A 13,366-nucleotide genomic window follows, 5' to 3' on the forward strand; every position below is an offset into this window, starting at 1 on the left:
TTCGACTATCGCTTTGCCCATGAAATTGCCGACAGACCCCGCCGCAAACCTCGCCGCCCTGATCCGCTGCCCCTCGGTGACGCCCGCCGAGGGCGGCGCGCTCGCCGCGCTGGAGACGATGCTAAAGGCGCTCGGCTTCTCGACCGAGCGCCCGGTGTTCTCGGAAGACGGCACGCCCGACATCGAAAACCTCTACGCGCGACGCTCGGGCAACGGCCCGCATCTGATGTTTGCCGGCCATACCGACGTGGTGCCGGTTGGCGACGAGGCGGCCTGGACGCATCCGCCCTTTGCCGCCGAGATCGCCAATGGCGAAATGTATGGCCGCGGCGCCGTCGACATGAAGGGCGGCATCGCCTGCTTCATCGCGGCGGTGGCGCGCCACGTCGAGAAGGCGGGCGGTCCGAAGGGTTCCGTCTCGCTGCTGATCACCGGCGACGAGGAGGGGCCGGCGATCAACGGTACGGTGAAGCTGCTCGAATGGGCGGCGGCCAAGGGTGAGAAATGGGATGCCGCTATCGTCGGCGAGCCGACCAACCCGGACGCGCTCGGCGACATGATCAAGATCGGCCGACGCGGCTCGATCTCCGGCAGCGTCACGGTCAACGGCCGCCAGGGCCACGCCGCCTATCCGCAGCTTGCCGACAATCCGGTGCGCGGGCTGGTGAGCCTTGTCGACGCCTTGCTCCACCCGGTGTTCGACAAGGGAACGAAGGATTTCCAGCCGACCAATCTGGAGGTGACCTCAATCGACGTCGGCAATCCGGCCACCAACGTCATTCCGGCCAAGGCGACAGCCACCTTCAACATCCGCTTCAACGACACGTGGACGGCCGAGACCATCCAGGCCGAGATCCACAACCGTCTCGACCAGGCGGCCGGCCGCAAGAAATACCGGCCGGGCAAGAAGACCCCGGTTGACTACGAGCTTGTCTGGCGCGACCGGCCGAGCCACGTCTTCCTCACCCGCGACGAGCGCCTGATCGAGACGCTGAGCAGTTCGGTCAAGTCGACGATCGGCAGGAAGCCGGCGCTCTCCACCTCGGGCGGCACGTCGGACGCACGCTTCATCAAGGACTATTGCCCGGTGGTCGAGTTCGGACTGGTCGGTCAGACCATGCATATGGTCGATGAACGCGTCGCGCTTGCCGACCTCGAGACGCTGACCGGGATCTATCAGCGCTTCATCGAAGACTGGTTCGGGCAGGACCATGCTCTCGGCTGACGAAACCTTCGCATCGTTGGCCGGCGCCTGGCGGCTGATGCTCGGCAAGGTCGACGGGCTGCGCCTGCTCGACCTGTCGGCGGACGGCTTCTGGAATTCCTTCTTCGCCATTGTCGTGGCAGCACCGGCACTGATCGTCGGCTGGGTCGGTATCGCCAACGAGATCGGCGACCCGAACGCCTTCGCCGGGCGCTTCAGCATGCTTCTGCGGCTGGCGACCGTCGATATCGGCTCCTGGGTGCTGCCGCTGGTCGGCCTGGCGCTGGTTGCGCCGCGCGTCGGCATCGGCGGCCGTTTCGTCCACTATGTCGTCGCCAGCAACTGGGCGTCGGCGATCATCGCCTGGCTGATGCTGCCGTCGGCGCTGATCCGGCTTTTCCTGCCGTCGACCGACGAGGTCCCCGGGCTGGTGTCGCTGCTCCTGTTCGCGGTTTCGATGATACTGACCTGGCGCATGACCAATGCCGTGATCGGCAGGGGCGCCGCCGTCGGCAGCGCGGTCTTCGCCGGCATGTTCGTGGCGTCTCTGGCCGTGCTGTTCGGCCTGCAGGCGCTGCTCGGCATCTCCATACCGACCGGCGTCGAGAGCTAGAAGCCTTCCGGATAATCGACGCCGATGAGGAAAAGCCCGTCGGGCGGAGCCACCTGGCCGCAGGCGGCGCGGTCCTGCGCGTCGAGCGCCGCCTTGAGATCGGCGGCGGTCCATGAGCCGTCGCCGACGCGTCTCAGCGAGCCGACCATCGAGCGCACCTGGTTGTGCAGGAACGAGCGCGCCGAGGTGTGCACCTCGATCAGGTCGCCCGAGCGGCTGACGTCCAGCCGGTCGAGCGTGCGGACCGGGCTTTCGGCCTGGCACTGGGTCGAGCGGAAAGTGGTGAAATCATGCCGGCCGAGCAGCACCTTCGCCGCCTCGTGCATGGCGGCGGCATCGAGCCGTTTTGGCACCCACCAGACCTTGCCCTTCTCCAGCGCCGCCGGCGCGCGGCGGTTGAGGATGCGGTAGAGGTAGTGGCGGCCGGTGGCGGAGAAGCGGGCGTCGAAATCGTCGGCGACGATCGCCGCCGCGAGGATGGCGATGCGGGCGCCCGCCGCCTGCAGATGGGCGTTGACCGCATCGCGCACCTTGTCGCCCGGCCAGGCCCTGGCCAGATCGACATGCGCCACCTGGGCGGTCGCATGCACGCCGGCGTCGGTGCGGCCTGCGGCGCGGAGCCTGAGCGCCTCGCCGCAGAATTTCTCGATCGCCTGCTCGATCGCCTGCTGCACCGAAGGCTGATCCGCCTGGTGCTGCCAGCCGGCGAACTGGCTGCCGTCATATTCGATGTCGAGGCGAAAACGCGGCATGCTCGATGTCGTTCGCGCTCGCCTAGGCGGCGAGCGCGGTGAAGGCCGAAGCGTAGACCAGCTTGCCTGCCTCGGGCGCATCGCCCCAGGCCAGCGCCTGCAGCGCCTCGCCCTGATATTCGCTTTCGAATTTTTCGGCGCGCGCATGGCTATAGCCGAAACGGCCGTAATAGGCCGGGTCGCCGAGCACCACGGCCAGCGTCTCGCCGGCGTCCCTGAGACGGAGATGCGCCTCACGGATCAGCGCGCCGCCAATGCCGGTGCCATGGAAGGACGGCTCGACCGCCAGCGGCGCGAGCGCCACGGCTGCAAAGCTCTTTGCGCCCTTCTGGACGAAAAGCCTGGAGAACAGGATATGGCCGACCACCTGGCCGTCCTCTTCCGCCACCAGCTCGACGACGGCATCGCCGCCGGTGACCAGCGCGTCGACCAGCCCGGCCTCCGCCTGCTGGCCGAAAGCGTGCTCCTCGACAAGACGGATCGCCTCGCGATCCCGCGGCGTCGCCGCGCGTATCGACATCATGCTCATGAGAGTTTCGTTCCTTTTTCGATCTTGGCCCCGCGCAGGAACTCCTGCGCGGCGGCGGGCCTTCCGCCCGCCCGTTGAACTTCGACCAGCCTGATCGCGCCCGCCCCACAGGCGACCGTCAGCCGATCATCGAGAATTCCTCCCGACTCGCCGACGCCATCAGAAAGCGTCGAGCGAAGCAGTTTCAGCCGCTCCATGCGGCCGCCAATTTCGACCTCGCACCACGCGCCCGGAAAGGGCGAAAGGCCGCGAATGTGATTGTGGACTTCGCCGGCAGGCCGCGTCCAGTCTACGCGTGTCTCCGATTTATCGATCTTTCGGGCGTAGGTCACCCCCACCGTCGCCTGTTGGGCAAATGTCAGACAATTTATCCCCAACTGCGCGAGCGCTTGCACCATCAGCGAAGCGCCTATCGCCATCAGGCGGTCATGCAGTTCGCCGGCGGTCATATCGGGTTCGATGGCGCATTTTTCAAGCAATGCCACCGGGCCGGTGTCCAAACCTTCTTCCATGCGCATCACCATCATGCCGGTTTCGGCGTCGCCGGCCATGATGGCGCGCTGGATGGGAGCGGCACCGCGCCAGCGCGGCAAAAGCGAGGCATGGCCGTTGAGGCAGCCGAGGCGGGTTGCTTCCAATATGGCCTTCGGCAGCAGCAGTCCGTAAGCCACGACCACCGCCACATCGGCCCGCAAATCGGCGAAGGCCCGCTGCTCGGCCTCGCTCTTCAGCGACGTCGGAGACCGCACCTCGACGCCCAGCCGCTCCGCCTCGCGCTGCACCGGCGATGGCGTCAGTTCCAGCCCGCGCCGGCCGGCGGCGCGCGGCGGCTGCGTGTAGACGGCGACGATTTCGTGACCCGCCTCGGCAATCGCGCGCAGGGTCGGCACGGAGAACTCCGGCGTGCCCATGAAGATGATGCGCAGGGGCATGACCCCTAGCCCACCAGCTTGCCCGGCGCCTTGTCCTTGGCGAGCTTCTTGAACTTCTTGACCACCATGTCGCGCTTCAGCTTCGAGATGTGGTCGATGAACAGCACGCCGTTGAGATGATCGATCTCGTGCTGCAGGCAGGTCGCCATCAACCCCTCGGCCTGCATCTCCTGCAGCTTGCCGTCGCGGTCGAGATATTTCACGCGCACCGCCGCGGGTCGCTCGACCTCGGCGTAATAATCCGGGATCGACAGGCAACCTTCCTCATAGACGGAGCGATGATCGGAGCTTTCGAGGATTTCCGGGTTGATGAAGACATGCGGCGCCGGCGTCTCGTCTTCCTTGGCGAGGTCGATGACCAGCATGCGCAGCGGCTCGCCGATCTGGATCGCCGCGAGGCCGATGCCTGGCGCGTCATACATGGTGTCCAGCATGTCGCCGGCCAGCTTGCGCAAGGGCGCGTCGACGCGCTCGACCGGTTTGGACACCTGGCGCAGGACGGGATCGGGCAGAATGATGAGCGGCTTGATCGACATGGCGTCTCACCTAAGACGTCACAGGAAAAGCGTCAACCGGGGCGATCGAGGGCCGTTCACGTTTTGATCTGTGCCGGCAGGCCGAATCATCTATGCTGCCGGCATGAACGACCTGAGCACCATCCTTTCGGAACCTGTCGCCCGGCTCGGCGCCAGCACGATCACGCTTGGCCATGTGCTGGCCTTCGGCGCCATTCTGTTCCTCGGCCTGTTCCTGGCGCTGGTCATGGCACTGTGGCGGTCGGCCAGGGCGCGCACCATCGCCGCCGCCGAGGCCGCCGACCACGCCCGCGACGCCGAGGCGCGGATGGCCGGCATCCTGCAAAGCCAGGCCGAGATGCAGGGCCGCATGGGCGCCATCGCCGAGGTGTTCGGGGCAAGGCAGGCGGAACTGACGCAATCGATCGGCCAGCGTCTCGACGCCATGACCGGCCGAATCGGCCAGACCATGACCGAGCAGACCAAATCGACGCATGAGAGCCTGGCCAAGCTGCAGGAGCGGCTGGCAGTCATCGACACGGCGCAAGGCAACATCCAGTCGCTGGCCGGCCAGGTGGTGCAGTTGCAGGCGATCCTGTCCAACAAGCAGACGCGCGGCGCCTTCGGCCAGTCGCGCATGGAGGCGATCGTCGCCGACGGACTGCCGCACGGCGCCTATGAATTCCAGGCGACCTTGTCGAATGGCAGCCGGCCGGACTGCCTGGTAAGGATGCCGAACGGTTCGCCATCGCTGGCCATCGACGCCAAGTTCCCGCTGGAGGCCTGGAACGCCATCCGCGCCGCCGACGGCGCCGACCTTCAGAAGGTCGCCGCGCAAGCCTTCCGCCGCGACATCGAAATCCATGTTCGCGATATCGCCGACAAATACCTGATCCAGGGCGAGACGCAGGACACCGCCTTCATGTTCGTGCCGTCGGAATCGGTGTTCGCCGAGATCCACGAGAATTTCGAGGCGGTGGTGCAGAAGGCGCACCGTGCCCGTGTCATCATCGTCTCGCCGTCACTGCTGATGCTGTCGATCCAGGTCATCCAGGCAATCCTCAAGGATGCCCGCATGCGCGAGCAGGCGCATCTGATCCAGGGCGAGGTGATCCGGCTGATGGAGGATGTCGCGCGCGTCGACGAGCGGGTGCGCCGGCTGCAGACGCATTTTACCCAGTCGGCCAAGGACATCGATGACATCCTGGTATCGACAACGAAAGTGACCAAGCGCGGCCAGAAGATCGAGGCGCTGGAGTTCGGCGAAGCGGAAGCCGAGGCGCGCGGCAACGCCATCAAGGTCGAGGCGGGCGCGAGGGTCGCGGACTCGAAGACGGGGCAGCTCAGGTTGCGCGTGGTCGAGGACGGCGACTGAGGCGGGCCCTACTGCTCCTCGATGGTCGTCTTGCCCTCGAATTCCGGCAACCAGTGCAATGCGGAGCGGTGCCAAACCTGCTTTCTCGGAACCAGTTGCTCGCGCTGGCGCGACGTGCCGACCCTGATGCCGTAGACCTTCGGCTCGTCGCCCACCGATGTGGCATAGAGATGGGAGCCGCAATCTCCCCAAAAGCCCTGGGCGCGCTTGGCGCCAGAGGATCCGGTCTTGATATAGACCTTCGGTGTGCCGCTGATGATCTTGTAGTTGCTTTCCGGTGCCGGAACCGTCACGCGGAAGGCCGTGCCGGTGAGTCGCTGGCAGTCCGTGCAATGGCAGATCGCGGTCTTTTCCGGATCGACTTCCGCCTCATAGGTGATGGCGCCGCAATGGCACCCGCCGTCGATCTTCATCAGCCTTCCTCCTCAAGAATTCATCCTTGCCAAACCTAGTTCCCTTCCGACGCCTCGGCCATGGCCTTGCGGCGCCGCTCCCATGTGCCAGTGGCCTGCGGCTTGACGAACAGCCGCGCGATTTCCGGCATCTCCTGCTTCAGCCGCGCCTCCAGCCGCTCGACGCAGGCCTCGATCTCGGGCGCCGTCAGATGGTCCTCGAATTCGATGCTCAAGCCGGCGACGATCTCCTCGGGGCCGATGTGGACGCTCAAAATGCCGTTCGCCCGCTGCACCGCCGGATCCTCCTGGGCGATCGCCAGCACCTTCTTCTGCACTTCGGGCGCTGCCGGCTCACCGAGCAACAGGCCCTTGCTTTCGCGCGCCAGGAAGACCGCGGTCGAGCCGAGGATCAGCGCGATGCCGATCGAGGCGGCGCCGTCGAGCTCCGGCATGGCGAAAATCTCCGCCGCCAATATGCCGGCAAAGGCGACGATCAGGCCGAGCAGCGCCGCGCTGTCCTCGAACAGCACCGTATAGACGCTCGGATCCTTGCTGAGCCGTACCGCCTCGAACCAGCCCAGCCGGCCCTTCTCGCGGCGGAATTCCTTGAGCGCGACGTGCCAGGAACTGCCTTCGAAGAGGAAGGAAAGGCCGAGCACGACATAGTTCACCATGGCATTGGGCACCGGCTCCGGCGCCATGATGTGCACCACGCCCTCATAGAACGACACGCCGGCGCCAAGCGCGAAGACCAGCAGGGCGACGATGAAGCTCCAGAAATAGAGCTCGCGGCCATGGCCGAGCGGATGGCTGCGGTCGGCGGGACGGGCAGCGCGATGCATGCCGTAGAGCAGCAGGCCGCCATTGCCGGTGTCGACCAGCGAATGCACGCCTTCCGACAGCATCGCCGAACTGCCGGTGAAGGCCGCGGCGGCGAATTTGGTCAGCGCGATCGCCAGATTGCCGGCGAGCGCCGCGTAGATGACCTTCTTCGATCCGCCATGCCCAGCCATGCCCCGCCGTCCCGGTTGGATGCCCCGAGCTTAATGCATGTCGCCCAAAAGAGCGCGCATCAAGACAAAGACTTAAAGCGCGTCGCCTGATTCCGTTTCGTCGCGACACGCTTTAATTTCCGGGCGGCCAAGCTCCACAGGCGATTCACCGGTGAAAAGCGGTTGACAGGGCCCGAACGCAGCGAGCGCCCGCTAATGCCCTCTTGCAGTCGGGCCTTTCTCTTGTTTCACTTCGGTGCCCACAATCGGAGGAGCGAATCATGGCTAAAGGTGCGATGAAGGCGGGCAAGGAAGCCCGCAAGCCGAAGAAGGACGCGAAGAAGCCCGCCGCGGCCCCGGCCCTCAAGGCGCCGCCGGTCAAGGCGATGAGGCTCAAGGAAAAGTAGGCCTCGGCTGATCCGTCTCGGCGCGGATTTTTCAACCGGCGGCATGACCCATGCTGCCGGTGTTTTGTTGATTGGGGCCCAGGACTGCCTATATCGGCATGGCGAGGACGACCTCGCTTCTCCCAAAACCCAGCCGGGACGACCCGTGCTTCCAGTGCTGCTCCGTGCGCCGGTTTTGCAAGACCGCTGCGCGCCTTGGGCGGCATGCAGCAAATGGAGCGTTCCCGATGTCGTGGATCTATCTGTTTTTCGCCGGCCTGTTCGAAATCGGCTGGGCGATCGGCCTCAAATACACCGACGGCTTCTCGAAACTGGTGCCGACGGTCCTGACCATCGCCTCGATGATCGTCAGCCTTGGCCTGCTCGGCCTGGCCCTGAAGACGCTTCCGGTCGGCACCGCCTATGCGGTGTGGACCGGCATCGGCACGGTCGGCACCGCGCTGCTCGGCATCTGGCTGCTGGGCGAGCCGGCGACTGCTGTCCGGCTCGGCTGCATCGCGCTGATCGTCTGCGGCATCGTCGGGTTGAAGCTGGTGGCCTGACGTTGCGCCGCGAGACAAACGCGTTCGGGGCCGCCGCTGGCGACCCTGAACCTTTTTTTCGAACGAAACCGCTGCTAGCGGGCCGAGAAGCCCGGAGGCGTCCTGCCGACACGCGCCTTGCGCGCGGCATAGCGCGCATCGCGCTTGGCCTTGCGTTCGGCCTCGTCGGCAAGCAAACGAGAAATGCGCTCGTTCTCTTCGGCGTCCCGGATCTTGGCCTCAGCCGCGGCCGCCTCTTCGGCGGCAATGCGGGCGGCTTCGGCAGCCGCTTCGCGTTCGGCCTTCTCAGCCGCCTCGCGCGCCAGCTTTTCCTGCTTCAGCTTGGCCTTTTCGGCCTCGCGGATCGCACGCGCCTCGAGGATCGCCTTGCGTTCGGCCTGTCGTGCCAGCACTGCAGGATCATCCGCCGCCGGCTTTGACTTGAAGCGCTCCAGAAGCGCCCTCTTTGCCTCGTTCGCGGCATTGCGCCGCTCGAAAATGTCTTTTTCCCTGTAGATAGCCAAGTCCACTTCCCTGAAGTCAATTCGCGACGCTTACATACGCGTGAAAACCGATAGTTCAAGCGCCAAAACGGTATGCCAGCCATGAAATTCTGAGCTGTTGCAACTGGGAGACGTCACAATCCCGCGCGAAAACCGACATGCAGTGTTCACAGTCCGGGCCTCTGGTGGCACGGCGGGCGGGTCGCTATCTCCAGCGCGACAACAAACATCGAAACAAGACACCAGGATGGCATGGCATGGAACTCGGTCTCTACACTTTCGCGGACGTCAGCCCGGAACCGGGGCCAGGCGCGATCGGCCCGCATGAGCGGCTGCGCAACCTGATCGAGGAGATCGAGCTGGCCGACCAGGTCGGCCTGGACGTGTTCGGACTGGGCGAGCACCACCGCCCCGATTACGCCGCCTCGGCGCCGGTGGTGGCGCTGGCAGCGGCGGCCGAGCGCACCAGGCGCATCAAGCTGACCAGCGCGGTGACCGTGCTCTCCTCCGATGACCCGGTGCGCGTTTTCCAGCAGTTCGCGACGCTCGACCTCCTGTCCGGCGGCCGCGCCGAAATCATGGCCGGACGCGGGTCCTTCATCGAATCCTTCCCGCTGTTCGGCTACAACCTCGAAGACTATGACGAGCTGTTCGCCGAGAAGCTCGACCTGCTGCTCGCCATCCGCGACGACATCAAGGTGACATGGTCGGGCAAGCTGCGCGCGCCGATCAATGGCCGCGGCGTCTATCCGCGCCCGTACCAGGAGAAGCTGCCGGTCTGGATCGCCATTGGTGGCACGCCGCAGTCCGCCGCCCGCGCGGGCGCGCTCGGCCTGCCGCTGGCGCTCGCCATCATCGGCGGCGAGCCGGCGCGCTTCGCGCCGCTGTTCGAGATCTACCGCGAGGCCGCGAGACGGGCCGGCAACGATCCGGCGAGCCTCGCCACCAGCCTCAACGTGCACGGCTTCATCGCCGAGACGACCGAGCAGGCGGCGGACGACTTCTACGCGCCGCAAGCCGAGGTGATGAACCGCATCGGCCGCGAGCGCGGCTGGGGTCCGACCTCGCGGGCGCATTTCGACCAGTCGCGCGGGCCGAACGGGGCGTTGTTCGTCGGCAGCCCGGAGCAGGTGGCGGAGAAGATCGTCGCCCAGCACCGGATCTTCAACAATGACCGCTTCCTGCTGCAGATGGCGATCGGCACCATGCCACACGCCAAGATCATGAAGGCGATCGAGCTCTACGGCACCAGGGTGGCGCCGATCGTCCGCAAGGAGACCGCGAAGGCCGCGCCCGCCGAACCTGTTGCCTGATCGGGGCGGCCCGCGTGACCTGATCCCATCCGGGCCAAGGGTCATTGCCGGCTAACGGAACCTTGCAGCCACGAGGACGTTTTCGCGGGGAAGCCGCGTGTCGCGGTGTGCCCGAGGGAAGCGATGAAGGCCGAACCGACCGCTTCGGGTGGCGCCGGTGCCGCAGGGAGCCCGGACCCGCGCGAGGCCGCGCGCGCGGATACGCATCTGATGCGATCCCTGCTCATCGGCATCTTCATCCTGATGACCGTCTACGCGCTCTATTTCGGCCGCGCCTTCTTCATGCCGGTGATCCTCGCCTTCCTGCTGGCGCTGACGCTAACGCCGATCGTGCGCTTCCTGCGCCAGCGTGGCGTGCCCGATGCGCTGTCGGCAACGCTGCTGGTGCTCATGTCGGTGATTTTCGTCGCCGGCGCCGGCTACCTGCTCAGCGGCCCGGTCATCGACCTCATCAACAACGCCCCCTCGATCGGCCTGCAGCTGACCGAGCGCATGGCACAGCTCAGGCAGCCGTTCGAGAAGATCATGCAGATCTCGCACCAGCTGGAAGGGCTGACCGAGACCTCGCAGGAGCCCGACGTGCAGAAGGTCGTGCTGGCGCAGTCCGGCATCTTGTCTTCCGCCGCCGGCAACGTCTTGTCGGCAGGCACCGGCATCACCATCGTCTTCGTACTGTCGCTGTTCCTGCTCGCCTCGGGCACGATGTTCTACGAGAAGATCATCCAGTCCTTCACCAGCCTCAGCGAGAAGAAGCGGGCCTTGCGCGTCGTCTACGACGTCGAGCGCGAGATCTCGCACTATCTGCTCACCGTCGCCGTCATCAATGCCGGCCTCGGCACCGTGATCGGCCTTGGCCTGTGGGGGCTCGGCATGCCCAATCCGCTGGTCTGGGGGGCGGCCGCGGCCCTGCTCAACTTCCTGCCCTATGTAGGGGCGCTGATGACGATCCTGCTGGTCACGGTGATCGCGCTGATCAGCTTCGACTCGTTCTCCTTTGCGCTGCTGGCGCCCGCCTTCGTGCTGCTGTGCGACATCGTCGAAGGCCAGTTCGTGACGCCGATGGTGGTCGGCCGGCGGCTGGAGATCAACGCGGTGGCGATCTTCATCGCCATCGCCTTCTGGTCGTGGCTGTGGGGCTTCGTCGGCGCGTTGATGGCGGTGCCGCTGCTGGTCGTCATCAAAGTGTTCTGCGACCATTTCGACGGGCTGAGCCATGTCGGCAATTTCCTGGCTGCACAGCACAGCGTCGTGGTCGAGGAGGATACGGCCGGCGAGAACGGCAAGGCCGGCGCATAGAGCGGTTCGCCGTTTCATGGAAACGGCAAGACCGCTCTATCTTTTTGCTTTGCCGCAATTCCGGTACGGAAAACCGTACACACTTTTCCTGGAATTGCTGTCCGCGACAATTGTTTGCCGCTTCCCTTTGTCGGTCCGGACGGAGTGCCTATATCGAACCGGTCAAGCCGGACCTCCTTTCATGACCGACGCCTCCTTCGACCTCGACGCCTATTTCGCCCGTATCGGCTATCGCGGTCCGACCGAGGTGTCGCTGGCGACGCTGCAGGCGCTGCACCGGCAGCATCCGCAAGCGATCCCGTTCGAGAACCTCGATCCGTTCCTCGGCCATCCGGTCAAGCTCGATCCCGCTTCGCTGCAGGACAAGGTGTTCGCGCGCGGCCGCGGCGGCTATTGCTACGAGCACAATCTGATCTTCATGCATGCGCTGACGGCGCTCGGCTTCGCGGTGAGCGGCCTTGCCGCGCGCGTCCTGTGGGGCCAGCCCGACGACGCCATCACCGCGCGCAGCCACATGCTGCTGCGCGTCGAGCTCGACGGCCGCACCCATCTGGCCGATGTCGGCTTCGGCGGGCTGACGCTGACGGCGCCGCTGCTGCTCGAAGCCGGGCTGGAGCAGCAAACCCCGCATGAAACCTTCCGCCTCGTCGAGACGGACGATCATTTTCGCCTGCAGGCGGAGATCGGTGGCGCCTGGCGCAGTGTCTACCGCTTCGACATGCAGCGGGCCTACGAGGTCGACTATGCGGTCAGCAGCCACTTCCTGTCGACGCATCCGAGCTCGCATTTCCTGTCCTCGGTGATCGCGGCACGCGCTCTGCCCGACCGGCGCTACGCGCTGCGCAACAACCGGCTGTCGACACATCATCTCGGCGGCCGCACCGAGCAGCGGGAGATCGTAACGGCAGCGGAACTCGCCGACGTGCTGGAAAAGCAGATCGACATCGTCATCCCGGACCGGCCGGCCTTCGAGGCCAGGCTGCGGGACAAGAACATCGTGGAGAGCTGAGGCATGAGCACCCTTTCCGTCCTCGACCTGTCGCCAATCGCCGAAGGCAGCGATGCCTCGCGCTCGCTGGCGAATTCGCTCGACCTCGCCCGCCATGCCGAGCGCCTCGGCTATCGGCGCTACTGGCTGGCCGAGCACCACAACATGCCGGGCATCGCAAGTGCCGCGACGTCGGTGGTCATCGCCCATGTCGCCGGCGGCACCAAAACGATCCGCGTCGGCGCCGGCGGCATCATGCTGCCCAACCATGCGCCGCTGGTCATCGCCGAGCAGTTCGGCACGCTGGCGGCGCTGTTTCCTGGCCGCATCGACCTCGGGCTCGGGCGCGCGCCGGGCACCGACATGATGACCGCCAGGGCGCTGCGCCGCAATCTCGAAGCCAGCGATAACTTCCCGCAGGACGTCGTCGAGCTGATGGGCTATTTCCAGCCGGCCGAGGAGGGCCAGCGCATCCGCGCCGTGCCCGGCGAAGGCCAGAAGGTGCCGGTCTGGATCCTCGGCTCCAGCCTCTACGGCGCGCAGCTCGCCGCATTGCTTGGCCTTCCCTACGCCTTCGCCTCGCATTTCGCGCCGGCAGAGCTCGACCATGCGCTGGAGGTCTACCGCTCGCGCTTCCAGCCATCGGCCGAGCTCGACAGACCCTATGTGATGCTTGGCCTCAACGTCTTCGCCGCTCCGACCGACGCCGAGGCGCGGCTTTTGTTCACCTCGCTGCAGCAGGCCTTCGTCAATCTGCGCACCGGCCGGCCCGGCCGGTTGCCGCCACCGGTCGAGGGCTACGAACAGACGCTGGACCCGATGGCGAAGACCATGCTGGGCCAGGCGCTGTCCTGCGCCGTCGTCGGGTCACCGGAGACGGTGAGGCTCGGCATCGATGCCTTCGTGCGCCGCACCGGCGCCGACGAGCTGATGGTGACGGCGCAGATCTTTGACCATGCGGCCAGGGTGCGCTCGTTCGAGGTCCTCGCCGACGTCCACAAGTCGCTGTCGCAGGCGGCCTGAGGCGGCTC

At 66.0% G+C, this 13,366-nt stretch carries 16 protein-coding genes; 9 read left to right on the plus strand and 7 right to left on the minus strand.

Going from position 1 to position 13,366, the window contains the following annotated elements; genetic code table 11:
* Nucleotides 1-19: 19 nt before the first annotated feature.
* Both dapE and JG743_RS03290 read left to right on the plus strand, forming a co-directional pair.
* On the plus strand, nucleotides 20-1,225 hold the full coding sequence (gene dapE, locus JG743_RS03285; protein WP_202298288.1) for a succinyl-diaminopimelate desuccinylase: 1,206 nt from the start codon (nucleotides 20-22) through the stop codon (nucleotides 1,223-1,225).
* Nucleotides 1,212-1,817 carry a transporter gene (locus JG743_RS03290; RefSeq protein ID WP_202298290.1) on the plus strand — a complete coding sequence of 202 codons (606 nt, stop codon included), beginning with the start codon at nucleotides 1,212-1,214 and terminating at the stop codon, nucleotides 1,815-1,817. The genes dapE and JG743_RS03290 overlap by 14 nt, the downstream gene beginning before the upstream one ends.
* Here JG743_RS03290 and truA read toward each other — a convergent pair.
* From truA to def, 4 genes are read right to left on the minus strand one after another with little or no spacing between them, the layout of a single operon-like run.
* Nucleotides 1,814-2,569, minus strand: a complete 756-nt coding sequence (truA, locus tag JG743_RS03295) for a tRNA pseudouridine(38-40) synthase TruA (protein ID WP_202298292.1) — start codon at nucleotides 2,567-2,569, stop codon at nucleotides 1,814-1,816. The genes JG743_RS03290 and truA overlap by 4 nt on opposite strands.
* Nucleotides 2,570-2,591: 22 nt before the next feature.
* Nucleotides 2,592-3,098, minus strand: coding sequence for a GNAT family N-acetyltransferase (locus JG743_RS03300; RefSeq protein WP_202298294.1), 507 nt, complete (start codon nucleotides 3,096-3,098; stop codon nucleotides 2,592-2,594).
* The gene (gene fmt / locus JG743_RS03305) at nucleotides 3,095-4,030 is read right to left on the minus strand and encodes a methionyl-tRNA formyltransferase (protein WP_202298296.1); all 936 of its coding nucleotides are present in this window, start codon (nucleotides 4,028-4,030) and stop codon (nucleotides 3,095-3,097) included. The genes JG743_RS03300 and fmt overlap by 4 nt, the downstream gene beginning before the upstream one ends.
* A 5-nt stretch (nucleotides 4,031-4,035) precedes the next feature.
* Complete coding sequence (gene def, locus JG743_RS03310; protein WP_202298298.1) at nucleotides 4,036-4,566, minus strand: peptide deformylase; 531 nt, start codon at nucleotides 4,564-4,566, stop codon at nucleotides 4,036-4,038.
* Between the two features lie 103 nt (nucleotides 4,567-4,669).
* Here def and JG743_RS03315 point away from each other — a divergent pair, with 103 nt between their 5' ends.
* Nucleotides 4,670-5,920, plus strand: coding sequence for a DNA recombination protein RmuC (locus JG743_RS03315; RefSeq protein WP_202298300.1), 1,251 nt, complete (start codon nucleotides 4,670-4,672; stop codon nucleotides 5,918-5,920).
* Between the two features lie 8 nt (nucleotides 5,921-5,928).
* Here the strand turns inward: JG743_RS03315 and JG743_RS03320 are convergent, their stop codons facing one another.
* Complete coding sequence (locus tag JG743_RS03320; RefSeq protein WP_202298308.1) at nucleotides 5,929-6,333, minus strand: GFA family protein; 405 nt, start codon at nucleotides 6,331-6,333, stop codon at nucleotides 5,929-5,931.
* A 35-nt stretch (nucleotides 6,334-6,368) separates the two neighbouring features.
* Nucleotides 6,369-7,328 (minus strand): cation diffusion facilitator family transporter, encoded by a 960-nt coding sequence (locus JG743_RS03325; protein WP_202298310.1) that lies wholly within the window; start codon nucleotides 7,326-7,328, stop codon nucleotides 6,369-6,371.
* Nucleotides 7,329-7,588: 260 nt separating this feature from the next.
* On the opposite strand from JG743_RS03325, the gene JG743_RS34540 reads away from it, so the two are divergent.
* The gene (locus JG743_RS34540) at nucleotides 7,589-7,714 is read left to right on the plus strand and encodes a hypothetical protein (RefSeq protein WP_006200611.1); all 126 of its coding nucleotides are present in this window, start codon (nucleotides 7,589-7,591) and stop codon (nucleotides 7,712-7,714) included.
* A 227-nt stretch (nucleotides 7,715-7,941) separates the two neighbouring features.
* A complete protein-coding gene (gene sugE, locus JG743_RS03330; RefSeq protein WP_202298312.1) occupies nucleotides 7,942-8,256 on the plus strand; it encodes a quaternary ammonium compound efflux SMR transporter SugE in 315 nt (104 codons plus the stop codon).
* 74 nt (nucleotides 8,257-8,330) lie between these two features.
* On the opposite strand, the gene JG743_RS03335 is transcribed toward sugE, so the two are convergent.
* Nucleotides 8,331-8,759, minus strand: coding sequence for a DUF6481 family protein (locus JG743_RS03335; RefSeq protein ID WP_202298314.1), 429 nt, complete (start codon nucleotides 8,757-8,759; stop codon nucleotides 8,331-8,333).
* Between the two features lie 236 nt (nucleotides 8,760-8,995).
* Between JG743_RS03335 and JG743_RS03340 the strand changes: the two genes are divergently transcribed.
* From JG743_RS03340 to JG743_RS03355, 4 genes are all read left to right on the plus strand, one after another.
* Complete coding sequence (locus JG743_RS03340) at nucleotides 8,996-10,051, plus strand: LLM class flavin-dependent oxidoreductase (RefSeq protein ID WP_202298316.1); 1,056 nt, start codon at nucleotides 8,996-8,998, stop codon at nucleotides 10,049-10,051.
* Nucleotides 10,052-10,174: 123 nt separating this feature from the next.
* On the plus strand, nucleotides 10,175-11,347 hold the full coding sequence (locus JG743_RS03345; RefSeq protein WP_202298318.1) for an AI-2E family transporter: 1,173 nt from the start codon (nucleotides 10,175-10,177) through the stop codon (nucleotides 11,345-11,347).
* Between the two features lie 181 nt (nucleotides 11,348-11,528).
* Complete coding sequence (locus JG743_RS03350) at nucleotides 11,529-12,356, plus strand: arylamine N-acetyltransferase family protein (protein WP_202298320.1); 828 nt, start codon at nucleotides 11,529-11,531, stop codon at nucleotides 12,354-12,356.
* Between the two features lie 3 nt (nucleotides 12,357-12,359).
* Nucleotides 12,360-13,358: an LLM class flavin-dependent oxidoreductase gene (locus JG743_RS03355; RefSeq protein WP_202298322.1), complete on the plus strand. Its 999-nt coding sequence runs from the start codon at nucleotides 12,360-12,362 to the stop codon at nucleotides 13,356-13,358.
* The last annotated feature ends 8 nt before the right edge of the window (nucleotides 13,359-13,366 follow it).

Source organism: Mesorhizobium sp. 131-2-1, from assembly GCF_016756535.1.
In the GTDB taxonomy this organism is placed as follows: Bacteria; Pseudomonadota; Alphaproteobacteria; order Rhizobiales; family Rhizobiaceae; genus Mesorhizobium.